This window comes from Aliiglaciecola sp. 2_MG-2023 (assembly GCF_030548145.1).
Lineage (GTDB): Bacteria > Pseudomonadota > Gammaproteobacteria > Enterobacterales > Alteromonadaceae > Aliiglaciecola > Aliiglaciecola lipolytica_A.
In genome coordinates this window covers 1-13,272 of sequence record NZ_JAUORY010000014.1, presented here as the reverse complement: position 1 = coordinate 13,272, position 13,272 = coordinate 1, and the positions used below count along the sequence as shown (strand labels likewise).

Sequence of the window (13,272 nt, the reverse complement as noted above, 5' to 3'; positions counted from 1 at the left end):
CATAAGTGGTGAAATACTTTGCCTTAATCGCTGTTTTCATTAGCTTCACTAATATTGCGGCTCAGCAGTTTGAAGAAACTGGGAGGGGAAGTGCCACAGCGCTGCAAGCCCCTCGTCTAGAAACCTCATTTGAGCCTGTTGATACGCCTATTCAGTCAGAGCAAGATCTGAATGGCTGGGTGAGTGAGAATAAAGCGCTTTTAGGGATGTCTGATGCTGCGCAAATACAAATACTGCAAAGTACCCAAGAAGATAACGGCTACAGCATCTATCGGATTCAACAGAAACTAAATAATATTGATGTATTTACCCATCAGTCAGTATTGGTTTTGTCACAAGGGCAACCTGTTAGTGCTCACTTAATGACGACTGATTTGCCTGCACCCGCTGCGCCAAGTATGGCGAGTTTACAACAAACGGTAACGGCCACTTTAGCTGAGTTAAAAATTGAATACCAAGACCAACCTGAGGTTGAACCTGTATATTTCAAAGTTGCCAAAGAACTGCTCGCAGCAGCCGTAGTGCGTGGCAAATTCAAAAAAAATCAATTGGACTATTTATATACTTTGGTTATTTCTAGTAACGGTTCTGTACTTAAAGAAATCCCCAATCGCCTTGATTTTAGTTATGGTTTGATTGATGTCGATGAAATGTGCGCTGTGGTTGGTTATGACCGCCCAACGACCATAGTTGAACTATTGATAATGGCTGATAGTGGCTACATTCAGGCTTATCCACCAGCTGAATCCCAGTCTATGGCAAGTTCTACCAGTGAGCGAAAATTAGCCGCTATGCTAGATGATGCTAATTCCTATTTAACAACTCTGTTTGGCCATTCTGGCATCGATAGACATGACAATGTGCAAGTTTTGGCTTTTGTTGGTAATAAATTTTATGAAGAAAGTCTGAGTTGTGCTGGTAACAATACCACTAACGCATTTTGGACTGAACTGAGTGACTCACTTGGTTTAATGCAGATACATGCTCCCTTATTACAAAATCCTGAAGTTATCATGCACGAACTCACCCACGGTATTGTGGCTTATGGGGCAGGGCTGATTTATCAGCAAGAGTCGGGCGCATTAAACGAAGCTATTGGTGACGCTATTGGCGTAGGTTTCGTCAGTTGGCAGAACAAGCGGTTAAACTCACCAGCCTCTTCTGATTGGAAGTTAAGGCTAGGTAACCAAGTAATACGTGATTTCAGCTACCCAACCCGAATTCAAGATATGCCTGATCATTTCAGTGAACGCTACACTGGCAGCAAGGATTACGGTGGCGTTCATATTAATTCATCTATTATTAACCATGCTTTTTATTTGCTCGCCGAAGGGGGAGCTCATCGGCGTTTGGGGGGCGACAACGTTCCTAAAATCGGGATGAAAAAAGCGTTGTTAATTTGGCAGTATGGTGCCACAAAAATCTTAACGCAAACCTCGGATTTTCAAGATGCTCGTTATGCCTTTGCTAAATCGGCTGAAATTATTTTTGGCAAATACAGTGAAGAAAGAACAGCAGTGCACATGGCATTTGACGCCATTGGTGTAAAAGGTCGTTGGACTAAAAACGAGCCACCGCCTAAACCAGATCCTAAACCTGATCCCAAGCCAGATCCTAAACCTGACCCTAAGCCAGATCCTAAACCCGATGCAATTCCAAAACCGGATACAAAGCCAGAGTCTACTGCCGAAATAAGTAACCAAGTGCTGTTGTTAACTGTCCTTTGCTTATTTTTATTGTTCGTTGTTTTGTTTTTTATGCTCAAAAAATCTCGCCCAGGTAAAGCGGACAATTCGGAATTCGCTCCCTATAATCTAAATTTAGACACTAACGGCGATAAAGGTCAGTCTGGAAAAGCTGGCAAATTGAATGCTGAGCTAACCGGTAATTATGGGTTTTTATTGGTTGATGACAAATATTACTCGTTGTCGAATGCAGCCTTGTGTGGCAAAGGAATCACCGTTGGCCGTTCTGATTCGGCAACTATTTCTATTCAGTATCCTTCTGTTTCTAGTTTTCATATACGTTTGTTTTTGCACGACAAGTTCTTGTATGTAGAGGATTTAGGCTCAACTTACGGGACCTTCGTAAACGCTGAAAAAGTGACTAAACATCAAGCGGTACGGCTAAATATAGGTGATGAAATTCTGCTTGCTGATTTGCCGTGTCATATTACTGATAGCAAACAATCGGCGGCCAAAAACGCTAAACAAACTGCGAATATCTCGTCCACTTTAACCTTGCAAACCGACAAAGGTCGGTTTCAAATTCACAGTGAAAAAATGTCAGATGAGGGAGTTACAATTGGCCGAGATACTGCTTGTCAGCTGGTTATTCCCCATGACTCGGTTTCAGGGACTCATGGCAAATTTACCTTTAAAAATGATACATGGTGTTTTCAAGATTTAGATTCTTCTTACGGATCATTTTTGAAAAACAACAACCAGGCTGAACAGCTGGAAAAGTTTTCAGAGCAAGAACTTGTAAATGGTGCAGTGTTGTATTTAGCTGATTTCAAAATTGCAGTGGGTGTTGAGCAGGATGACGGCAAAATTAGGCTCTAGTCATTTTTTAAATTATCGATAAGTTAAGGCATTAGGGGGGAAACATAGTGGATGAAAATATATTAGCATTGCCGCAAGGTACAAAGCTAAATCATTACATTATTGAATCTGTTTTAGGCCAAGGCGGTTTTGGTGTGGTGTACAAAACGCATCATGCTCACCTAGATGATGAAGCGGTAATTAAAGAGTTTTTACCGGTCGAGTTAGCGAGTCGTCAAGGTCAAACTGTGTCTCCCCATAGTTCTTCTAAATATGACCTGTATGCTGATTGCTTAAATCGTTTTATGCGAGAAGGCGCCACCTTAGTTCGACTTAAGCATAAAAATGTTGTCCGTTGTAGAGATCTTTTCACCGCCAACGGTACGGCTTACTTGGTGATGGATTTCGAAGATGGTTTAGCCTTAGATGAACTTATTAGTAGCCTAGAGTCCCAAGGACAGCATTATTCCGAACAACAGTTGATGCATTTTTTAATACCTCTAGCTGATGGATTAGCATACATCCACAGCCAAGGAGTATTACATCGTGATATTAAGCCCGCTAATATTTTCATTCGTCGCAGCACAGGTTTACCTGTACTTATTGACTTTGGCGCGGCAAAACAGAATTTCGCTTTAGCATCTCAATCACAGGCTCCTTATACTGAGTTTTATGCGCCAATGGAACAAATTGAAGGTGGTGGAGAAGCCAAAGCAACCATTGATATTTATGCGTTTGGTGCACTTATGTATCGTATCGTAACCGGCACTGTTGGGGTTAAGGCCGAGAGTCGTGCGCTGGCCATGGTGATAGGCAAAGATGATCCTCTTGCCCCAGCCGCGAGTTTGGCCAAAGCGGATTATTCTGAATCTTTTCTAACCCTGATTGATGATTGTTTAAAGTTTAAGGCCGAAGATCGGCCTCAGACAATGGCTGAGGTAAAACAAAGGTTACAGCTTATTGCTGAGCCATTTATTGAGGTTATCTCGGATCCTGCTCCTCAGCCGTTTCATTTACTCAATGATTTAATCGATATGGCCGGTAGTGATGGCATTATCTCGGAAAGTGCAATGCGATTAATTCTGAGTAAAGCTAAAACACTGAATATTGATGCCGAAGCAGCTAAAGGTTATATATTAACCAAAGCCGCAGCAAATCATTGGAAAATAGACGATAGCACGACTAATGCTCCTGAGAAGGACAGCAGACCGTCAACAAGCAGCGCTGATAAGCCGGAGCCTCCGTTCAAGAAAAAGCCTGAAAAAACCAACAAAGTTGCTCTTCAAGAGGAGCAGAATAAAGCTAAAAAAACATCCTCTTTTAAAGCCAAGCTTCTAGCGAGTCTTGTATTTGTAGGCATTTTAGTAGCTCTGCCAGCGATTGTGGATTATCAACAGGAACAAGAACGAAATCGATTAGCAGCGTCCTACCAACAACAAAAAGAAAGCCTTGCATTAAAGCTTAAGGCAGAAGATGAAAATGCTTGGGCCAAAGCGAAATCAAGCAACACCGCAGCGGCTTATCAGGTCTATCTTGATACCCAGCAATTTGGTCAATATCGCAATGCCGCAAATAGCGCCATTGCCGAATTGAAAATCATACAGGAACAGCAGCAAGCTCGAATCAAAAGCGATGAAGCTGACTGGGCGATAGCGAAAAAAGGCAACTCTGCATTACATTATCAAGGTTATTTAGATAAAGGGTCCATTCGAATCCATCGACAAGAAGCATTAGATGCCTTAGCTGAATTAACCAAGCAAGGATTGAACCCTACTGATTCTAATGAACAATTTATCCTAGGTTATAACTTTGATTACGGTAAAGATGGTCGCCAACAGTCTTACGAACAAGCATTATACTGGTATAAAAAAGCTGCGGATCAGGGCGAAACTGGGGCGATGAATAATGCTGGGCTTCTGTATAAGTTAGGCCAAGGTGTTGAGCAGTCTTATTCTGAAGCAGTAAAGTTTTTCCGTAAAAGTGCTGAGCTTGGGAATGCCTATGGGGCAAATAATTTAGGGGCAATGTATAGAGATGGTATTGGGGTAACTCAGTCACATCAAGAAGCTAACAAATGGTTCAAAAAAGCGGTCGAAAAAGAATTAGCTTCTGCATACGTTAGCTATGGTTACCAATATTACAAAGGCCATGGTGTAACCCAATCTTATTCTGAAGCGTTAAAATATTATCGATTGGCAGCGGATCAAAATAACAGAGTCGGGCAGTACAATGTGGCGATCATGTATGAAAATGGTGATGCTGTCCCTCAATCCGAATCTGAAGCGATAAAATGGTATCGATTATCGGCCAAACAAGGGTATGAAAAAGCCCAAAAAGAGTTAGAAAACAGAAATCTAACTTGGTAACGCGGCAGAAATAATTAGTTGTGAATGCAATAATAATTAGAAAAAGAGTGTTGAAATGGAAAATATACTAGCGCTACCTATCGGAACTGAAATTAATCACTACGTTATTGAATCAGTGCTTGGTCAAGGTGGATTTGGTGTGGTGTATAAAGCTCACCACGCCCATTTAAACGAGCAAGTTGTGATTAAAGAATTTCTGCCTGTTGAGCTAGCTAGTCGCCAAGGGGAAACTGTGACGCCCCATGGCACTTCGAAACAAGATGTATATGGAGATTGCTTAAGACGTTTCATGGAAGAGGGGCGTACTTTGGTAAAACTGCGCCATCCTAATGTTGTACGTTGCCGTGATTTGTTTACGTCCAATGGTACAGCTTATCTCGTTATGGACTTTGAAGATGGTTTAGCGCTAGATGAACTTATTAGTAGCTTAGAGTCCCAAGGTCAGCATTATTCGCAAGAACAATTGATGCATTTTTTGCTGCCCTTGGCTGATGGGCTGGCTTATATCCATAGTCAAGGTGTGCTGCATCGCGATATTAAGCCTGCTAACATTTTTATCCGTCGTAGTGACGGTTCACCAGTTCTTATCGATTTCGGTGCAGCCAAACAAAACTTTGCTTTAGCTTCGCAATCGCAAGCCCCATACACAGAATTTTATGCGCCTATGGAGCAAATTGAAGGCGGTGGTGAGGCCAAACCTACTATCGACATCCATGCGTTTGGCGCCTTGATTTATCGTATTGTAACAGGTGAAAAGGGAACTAAAGCAGAAAGTCGAACTTTAGCGTTTGCCATGGGAAAACCCGATCCTTTAATTCCGGCGATTGAGCTGCAAAAAGGCGAGTTTAGTCAATCATTGCTCAAACTTGTAGATGATTGTCTGCAGTTTAGGGCAAATGATCGTCCGCAAACTATGCAAGAAGTGAAAGACCGATTACTGAAAAGCGCTAATAACAGCGAAGACGATAGCGCCCAGCCTTTGAATTTGCTTGCAAAATTAGATGATTTAATTGCGCTTGCAGGTAGCGATGGTGAGATCAGTGAAGCGGAAATGAAACTGATCTTGGATAAGGCTGTTATGTTGACCATTGATCCTGTCGAGGCGCAACAATATGTAGTCTCTAAAGCGACGCAACACGGTTGGCGATTTGCCAACGGGGTTGAGCAAACAGCAACGGAACAACCGTCTGCTACTCCAATTCCCACGCCGTCGCCAACACCTCCGCCGCCTGCACCCGCTCCCCCTAAGCCGACTCCAACAGCAGATCCTGTTTGGCCAGCCAACGAAAAAGTGGAATCTTCCGGAGGATTAAAATGGTTGGCTTTGATTATTGTACTTGCTCTGGTTTCAGGTGGCAGTTTCTATGGCTATTCACTCTATGAAGAAAAGCAGCAAGAATTAGCTAAACAAGAGCGTTATTTAAAGCAAAAACAACGTGAGCTCGATAATCAAAGACAGCAGCAAGCTGAAATATTAGCAAAACAACAAGCCGAACAGCAGAAAAAGGAAGAGGACGATCAAGCATGGTCGGCAGCGGTAAAACTAAACTCCCGTTCCTCCTATCAACATTATCTTGATGTGCAAACTGAAGGACGCTACCGCACATCTGCTCAAAATCGTATTGACCAATTTGAAAGAGTGGCGAAACAACGTCAAAGCGAATCGGCCGATAAAACCGCTTGGAACAAGGCTAAAGAAGCTAATACAGCGATGGATTATGATGGATATCTAAACACATACCCATCTGGAATTTATCGATCTTTGGCTGAAGCAGCTTTACGGAAATTGACAAATGAAGGATTGAACCCCGCAGATGCTGAGAAGCAATTTGTTTTAGGTAACAATTATCGTACTGGTAATGACTCTGATATTCCTGTTTCGTACGAGCAATCTGTGTATTGGTATAAACGTTCGGCCGACCAAGATCACGCAAATTCTGCGAATAACTTAGGTTATATGTACGAAAACGGCTATGGCGTTAGTAAGTCTTTAACTGAAGCTGCAAAATGGTACGCAAAAGCCGCTAATTTAGGCAGTAAATACGGACAGAATAACCTTGGAATATTATACAGAGATGGGGATGGAGTGAAGCAATCTTACTCCAATGCACTCTATTGGTTGCGTAAATCAGCGGAGCATGATCACTCACCCGCACTGCATAACTTAGGTAATCTGTATCGAGATGGTAAAGGCGTGACACAATCCCATACTGAGGCGATTAAATGGTATCGAAAAGCAGCAGACCTAGGGAATGCCAGCGCACAAGTTAGTTTAGGTTTGCAATACGAAAGAGGGGATGGCGTCCCGGTATCAAATACCGATGCTGTTTATTGGTATCGCAAGGCAGCTGAACAAGGCAATCAATGGGGACAATACGATTTAGGTCTTAGTTATGAGTTTGGTCGCGGTGTAAATACCTCGTTATCGACGGCTATCGAATGGTATAAAAAAGCAGCCAAGCAAGGCCACGAGGATTCCCAAAAAAGGTTAACCGACAAGGGATATACTTGGTAAAGCCATTATGTTGAATATTAAAAATAGTAATAATTCCAAGGGCTGTTTATAGCTAAATGACTGATAATGTATTTGCTTTACCTACAGGGACAGAGCTTAATCATTATGTGATTGAATCTGTGTTGGGACAGGGTGGTTTTGGCGTTGTGTACAAAGCACAGCATGCTTTGCTGCGCCAAATGGTGGTGATTAAAGAGTCCTTGCCTTTTGCATGTTCCAGTAAAATGAGTGCTAGCTACAATAAAGCCGTGGAATGGCATAAAAAAGCGGCGCGAGCTGGAAATCCCTCCGCAAAAGATGCCTTAAGCGGCAGAGGGATTTTATCGAGAGTACGATTGCGCGAACAGGAATATATAATGAAGAACGGAACGTTAAGGTATAATAATTGATGGATGAGAATATTTTAGCGCTGCCTCAAGGCACCCCGTTAAATCACTATGTTATTGAGTCGGTACTTGGCCAAGGTGGGTTTGGCGTGGTGTATAAAGCTCATCATGCCCATTTAAATGAAGAAGTGGTCATTAAAGAGTTTTTACCGGTAGAACTTGCAAGTCGGCAGGGCACAACAGTGGTGCCCCATGGGACTTTGAAACAAGATGTGTACAGTGATTGTTTGCGTCGATTTATGGAAGAGGGTCGCACATTAGTGAAGCTGCGGCACCAAAATGTTGTGCGTTGTCGAGATCTGTTTACCGCCAATGGGACTGCTTATTTGGTGATGGATTTTGAAGACGGGTTAGCGCTAGATGAATTGATCACCAGTTTGGAAGCCCAAGGTCAACGGTATTCACAAGAGCAATTGCTGCATTTTTTATTACCTATGGCCGATGGTTTAGCTTACGTACATCAGCAAGGTGTATTACATCGCGACATTAAACCTGCGAATGTGTTTATCCGTCGTTCCGATGGTTCACCTGTGTTAATTGATTTTGGCGCGGCCAAACAGAATTTTGCGTTGGCATCTCAGTCGCAAGCTCCTTACTCAGACTTTTATGCACCTATGGAGCAGATTGAAGGCACTGGTGAAGCTAAGCCCACAGTGGATATTCATGCTTTTGGTGCACTAATGTATCGTATCGTTTCGGGTACCGCAGGTATCAAAGCTGAAAGTCGCATATTGGCCATAGTGAGTGGCCGAGAAGATCCGTTGAAATCTGCAACCAGTTTTACCGATTTAGGCTATTCAACTCAGTTGTTAACCCTAATTGATGACTGTTTGAAATTTAAGCCCTTAGAACGTCCGCAAACAATGTTAGAAGTTAAGGCGCGTTTGTTAGCCAGTGTTGAAATTGATGGAAGTGAAGCGGCACAGCAGCAAAACCCGCTTTCATTATTGGATGATATGCTTGAATTAGCTGGTTCTGATGGTGTGGTTAGTGAGACAGAAATGGCGATGCTGGTTAGTAAAGGCATCAGCTTAGGCGCCGACGAATCGGCCGTGCGTAAATACGTAGTGGCAGAGGCGACGCGTAATGGCTGGAAGCTTGAAATCGCTGGTCAGGACGACCCAAAACGACGTTCAACTAAGCACACAGCTCAAGGTGATGAAGGTGCCGGCGATCTTGCTGGCAAAGATATTAATCATACTTTAGCGTACACGTTGGAAGATTCCGTTCAGGAAAATACCGTAGATATCAATTTCAGTAAAATCGTATCTTGCCAAACCTGTGTTGCCAAAGGAGCTGTTAACTCCTCTTGTTCGGTCTGTAAAGGAAAAGGCTTAGTCGCCCAGAATCAAGCATTGCGAGTCAAAATTCCGCAAGGCGTGATGACCGCCGATCGCATTCGTTTAAAGGGTGAAGGCAATGTGACCAGCTTTGCTGGAACCGCTGGTGATTTATATATCGTAATAGCGATCCAGCCTCACTCGGTATTTACTATTCAAGGGCAAGATTTGCATGCCTCTATTAGGGTGTCTGAGGATCAACTCATCGCCGGCAATCAAATACCTTTTACCGCCCTTGATCGACAGTTTAAATTAAAAGTCCCCGAGGGCTATAAAAACGGACAAGCTATTCGCTTAAATGGAATCGGACTGCCATTCGGCGCGGAAACGCGGCTGCGTGGTAGCCTCTTCCTCAGCTTAGAGCCATCAGACACGGGAACTACCGAAACGACAGTTACCGAAGATGGTGCAGTTGTTATCGTACTAGAAAAGAATAGTCCAGCGATTACTAACGGGATCGCCCAACAAAATATTGGTATAGAAACCTTGGGAAGCACCTTGACTCCTCTGGTAACTAAAGGCACTAATTTAGCTAATCCTGTATCGCAGACTTTTTCTACCTCAGAAGATAATCAGCAGCTAATTTCTCTTAATCTATACCGGGGAAATAGCAACAAATTGAGTAAATCTGTGTTCTTAGGTTCCTTTGATATCAGTGATATTTCGCCAGCTACAAAGGGGATTCCCAAAATTGAAGTGTCTGTGTATTGCCAAGGTAGCGACATTTTGATGAAGGTGAAAAGCTTAGACGGGAAACCACTGCGTTTGAGCAGCGAAAATCATGTAAATTTACAAACCATCCAGTCTCAAAGTACAAAATCAGCAAATAGTCATACAACCGAACAAGTCGCTGAAAAGTCAACAGACAACAAAACATACACTAAGGCTGGCATTTTTTGGCGAATCTTAGCTTGGGTACTGTTTGTATTGAGCGTGAAAACCTTAATTTCTGTGATGATGAATTAGCATTTCACTGAGTTAAGACAAAAGCTCAATGACGTGACCCCCCAATCATTGAGCTATTCAATAATTGGGGGGATAACCTTAACTAACTGAACGTTGATATTTGTTTGTTAGTTAACAGTTAGTTTTTTAGGATAGGCTGCGGTGCCCCACAAAGGCACCGTAGACAAACTGTGTTTATAACTGCCAGAGGTTTCTTTAGTTGAATATGAAAGATACATCAGGGTTTGTGATTTTGGGTCAAAAATCCGTCTCACTTTCATATTTTTGAAAAAGATGCTTTTCGATTTTTTAAACACCACTTCACCGGAATCAGACTTATCAATTTGATTAATCATCTGCGCGGTAATCTCTCCGGTTTGACGGCAAGCAATTGAACTATCGGAGGGATCCGATAAATCCAAATTAGCTTCGATACTTGAAATATGACAAGTCACTCCGGTTACGATGGGATCTTGTAAGGCATCTAATTTAATGTCTTTTGTGGTAAATACACCTAAAGATACATCGCCCACTTCATTGTCACTACATGCGGATATACTCACTGTTGCGAGTAGCACGATAATCAATTTTTTCATTCTGTTAGTCCTTATAGGTACTTGAATTTGCATCGTTATAAAAATGTGCAGATCTCTGATAACGCTTTTTTGCTCTGTGCATGTTTAGGCACAGTGGCATCGGTGTCTGGGTAACCTGCTATTAATAACATGTAAGGTCGCTCATCGTCTGGTCGGTTGCAAATTTTTGATAAAAATGACATGGGTTTAGGTGTATGGGTTAAGGTAACTAAGCCTGCATGATGCAAAGCGGTAATTAACATACCTGTCGCGATACCTACAGATTCATGAACATAATAATTAGTGTGTTTTTCTCCTGTCACCACACCGCCTTTTTTCTGACTAAATACGGCGATTAACCAAGGAGCGTGCTCTAAATAGGGTTTTTGCGCATCCGTTCCCAAAGGTTTAAGAGCATCAAGCCATTCTTCACCTGCACGTCCAGCATAAAATCCTTGCTCATGCTGCTCGGCTTGCTCTCTAACTTGTTTTTTTACTTCGGATGAATGTATTGCCACAAAATGCCAAGGTTGATGATTGGCACCACTTGGTGCTGTGCCTGCTGCTTTTATGCAATTTTCTATAATCGATTGCGGTACGCTACGATCACTAAATTGGCGAACACTATGACGGCGTTTGATATTTTCGTAGAAGTCTTGCGCGCGTTTTTGCATCTCGTCGACAGAGTATTCAATATAATCAGTTAATGGTGTTGCATCATGTTGTTTCATCGATATCCAGTTTTGCTTAAACTTAATAGGTCCTTTCTTCAAGCAATGAGTATATCTAGATATCAATTAAGACAGCAAATTTACTCTGTGTTGCAGTAAGTGAAATAGTACCAAAGTTATACTCTCTAATATGACAATGATCATTGATCTCTGCATAATATTGCTCTAGTTTGCTTCTACAATTTTGAAGGCAAACAATTGGCAGACATCAAAAGTCTTGTTCTCAGGACGTTTTGAGCTGCTAATTCAGCATAAGAGGTTATAAAAATGAGTAATGATTCTATTGTTATTGTATCTGCTAAACGCACCGCGATGGGCGGCTTTATGGGTAGTTTATCAGCCGTAGATGCAACCGAATTAGGTGCCACAGCGGTTAAAGCTGTTTTGGGTGATGTAGATAAAAATATCATCGACGAAGTCATCATGGGTTGTGTACTACCTGCTGGTTTAGGTCAAGCGCCTGCTCGACAAGCGACATTAAAAGCTGGATTACCATTAAGCACTGGAGCGTTGACGATCAATAAAGTCTGTGGCTCTGGCATGAAAGCGGTTATGTTGGCAAACGATCTTGTCACTGCCGGATCTGCGCAAGTGGTTATTGCCGGCGGTATGGAAAGCATGAGTAATGCACCTTACATTTTGCCTAAAGCCCGCGGCGGTTATCGAATGGGACACGGCCAAGTCATCGATCACATGATGATGGATGGTCTCGAAAATGCGTATGATGGAAAGGCAATGGGGTGTTTCGCTCAAGATACTGCTGACGCAGAGTCTATCACCCGTGAACAAATGGATGACTTTGCTCTGTCTTCTCTAACCAAAGCGTCGAATGCAATAGAAAGTGGCGCGTTTAAAAATGAAATTACTCCACTAACGATTAAAACTCGTAAAGGAGAAGTGGTTGTAGACACAGATGAAGGACCAGGTAATGCAATGCCGGATAAAATTCCTAAACTGCGCCCTGCATTTAAAAAAGACGGCACTGTAACTGCAGCTAATTCTAGCTCGATCTCTGATGGTGCTGCTGCATTATTGATTATGAAAGAAGCTAAAGCACAAGAACTTGGATTAACGCCTTTAGCTAAAATTGTAGGTCACTCAACCAACTCCATTAAACCTGAAGACTTTACGGTCGCCCCAGTTGGTGCAATGGAAAAATTGTTTGCTAAAACTGGTTGGGACAAAGAGGATGTTGATTTGTTTGAAATCAACGAAGCTTTTGCCATGGTGACCATGTTAGCCATTACTAAACTGGGTTTAGACAGCAACAAAGTAAATATTAACGGCGGCGCTTGTGCTTTAGGCCATCCAATTGGCGCGTCTGGTGCTCGACTTATCGTTACCCTCCTACATGCTTTACAAAACAAAGGTCTAAAAAAAGGTGTTGCCTCGCTATGTATTGGTGGTGGTGAAGCTACCGCTATCGCGGTTGAAATGTGTTAGTCCTGTAGGCGGGCGCTTTAGGCCCGCTTAGATAGGTTAGCTAATTCCACGGGCTAATTCCATGGCCTAAAGGCCATGCTACAGGGTTGGGTTGTAGGTGGGTGCTTTAGGCCCGCTTAGATAGGCCAGCTAAATCCACGGGCTAATTCCACGGGCTAATTCCATGGCCTAAAGGCCATGCTACAGGGTTGGGTTGTAGGTGGGGGCTTTAGCCCCGCTTAGATAGGCCAGCTAAATTCATGGGTTATCTCCGTGACCTAAATCCATGGCCTAAAGGCCATGCTACAGGATAGGGATGTAGGCGGGCGCTTTAGGCCCGCTTAGATAGGTTAGCTAATTCCACGGGCTAAATCCACGGGCTAATTCCATGGCCTAAAGGCCATGCTACAGGGTTGGGTTGTAGGTGGGGGCTTTAGCCCCGCTTAGAT

The 13,272-nt window shown here is 42.9% G+C and carries 8 protein-coding genes; 6 read left to right on the top strand and 2 right to left on the bottom strand.

What is annotated here, in order from left to right; all coding sequences use genetic code 11:
- The first annotated feature begins 8 nt into the window (after positions 1 to 8).
- Genes Q4567_RS14240 through Q4567_RS14220 form a run of 5 tightly spaced genes read left to right on the top strand, consistent with a single transcriptional unit; the run spans position 9 to position 10,116 of the window.
- Positions 9 to 2,564: a M4 family metallopeptidase gene (locus Q4567_RS14240; protein WP_303500825.1), complete on the top strand. Its 2,556-nt coding sequence runs from the start codon at positions 9 to 11 to the stop codon at positions 2,562 to 2,564.
- Positions 2,565 to 2,611: 47 nt separating this feature from the next.
- Positions 2,612 to 4,909: a serine/threonine-protein kinase gene (locus tag Q4567_RS14235; RefSeq protein WP_303500824.1), complete on the top strand. Its 2,298-nt coding sequence runs from the start codon at positions 2,612 to 2,614 to the stop codon at positions 4,907 to 4,909.
- Positions 4,910 to 4,964: 55 nt separating this feature from the next.
- Complete coding sequence (locus Q4567_RS14230; protein ID WP_303500823.1) at positions 4,965 to 7,424, top strand: protein kinase; 2,460 nt, start codon at positions 4,965 to 4,967, stop codon at positions 7,422 to 7,424.
- Positions 7,425 to 7,480: 56 nt separating this feature from the next.
- Positions 7,481 to 7,813, top strand: a complete 333-nt coding sequence (locus Q4567_RS14225; protein WP_303500822.1) for a hypothetical protein — start codon at positions 7,481 to 7,483, stop codon at positions 7,811 to 7,813.
- A complete protein-coding gene (locus Q4567_RS14220) occupies positions 7,813 to 10,116 on the top strand; it encodes a DnaJ C-terminal domain-containing protein (RefSeq protein WP_216047076.1) in 2,304 nt (767 codons plus the stop codon). The genes Q4567_RS14225 and Q4567_RS14220 overlap by 1 nt, the downstream gene beginning before the upstream one ends.
- Before the next feature lie 107 nt (positions 10,117 to 10,223).
- Here Q4567_RS14220 and Q4567_RS14215 read toward each other — a convergent pair whose 3' ends face one another.
- Together Q4567_RS14215 and Q4567_RS14210 are read right to left on the bottom strand one after the other, a co-directional pair.
- A complete protein-coding gene (locus Q4567_RS14215; protein ID WP_216047075.1) occupies positions 10,224 to 10,691 on the bottom strand; it encodes a CreA family protein in 468 nt (155 codons plus the stop codon).
- A gap of 35 nt (positions 10,692 to 10,726) precedes the next feature.
- A complete protein-coding gene (locus Q4567_RS14210) occupies positions 10,727 to 11,401 on the bottom strand; it encodes a nitroreductase family protein (RefSeq protein WP_216047074.1) in 675 nt (224 codons plus the stop codon).
- Positions 11,402 to 11,668: 267 nt separating this feature from the next.
- On the opposite strand from Q4567_RS14210, the gene Q4567_RS14205 reads away from it, so the two are divergent.
- Positions 11,669 to 12,844, top strand: coding sequence for a thiolase family protein (locus tag Q4567_RS14205; RefSeq protein WP_216047073.1), 1,176 nt, complete (start codon positions 11,669 to 11,671; stop codon positions 12,842 to 12,844).
- Positions 12,845 to 13,272: the final 428 nt, after the last annotated feature.

Bases quoted from the DNA above. Each gene is read 5' to 3' on its own strand.
- Q4567_RS14230 (WP_303500823.1), top strand. From the start codon at position 4,965: ATGGAAAATATACTAGCGCTACCTATCGGAACTGAAATTAATCACTAC.
- Q4567_RS14225 (WP_303500822.1), top strand. From the start codon at position 7,481: ATGACTGATAATGTATTTGCTTTACCTACAGGGACAGAGCTTAATCAT.
- Q4567_RS14210 (WP_216047074.1), bottom strand. From the start codon at position 11,401: ATGAAACAACATGATGCAACACCATTAACTGATTATATTGAATACTCT.
- Q4567_RS14205 (WP_216047073.1), top strand. From the start codon at position 11,669: ATGAGTAATGATTCTATTGTTATTGTATCTGCTAAACGCACCGCGATG.
- Q4567_RS14215 (WP_216047075.1), bottom strand. From the start codon at position 10,691: ATGAAAAAATTGATTATCGTGCTACTCGCAACAGTGAGTATATCCGCA.
- Q4567_RS14220 (WP_216047076.1), top strand. From the start codon at position 7,813: ATGGATGAGAATATTTTAGCGCTGCCTCAAGGCACCCCGTTAAATCAC.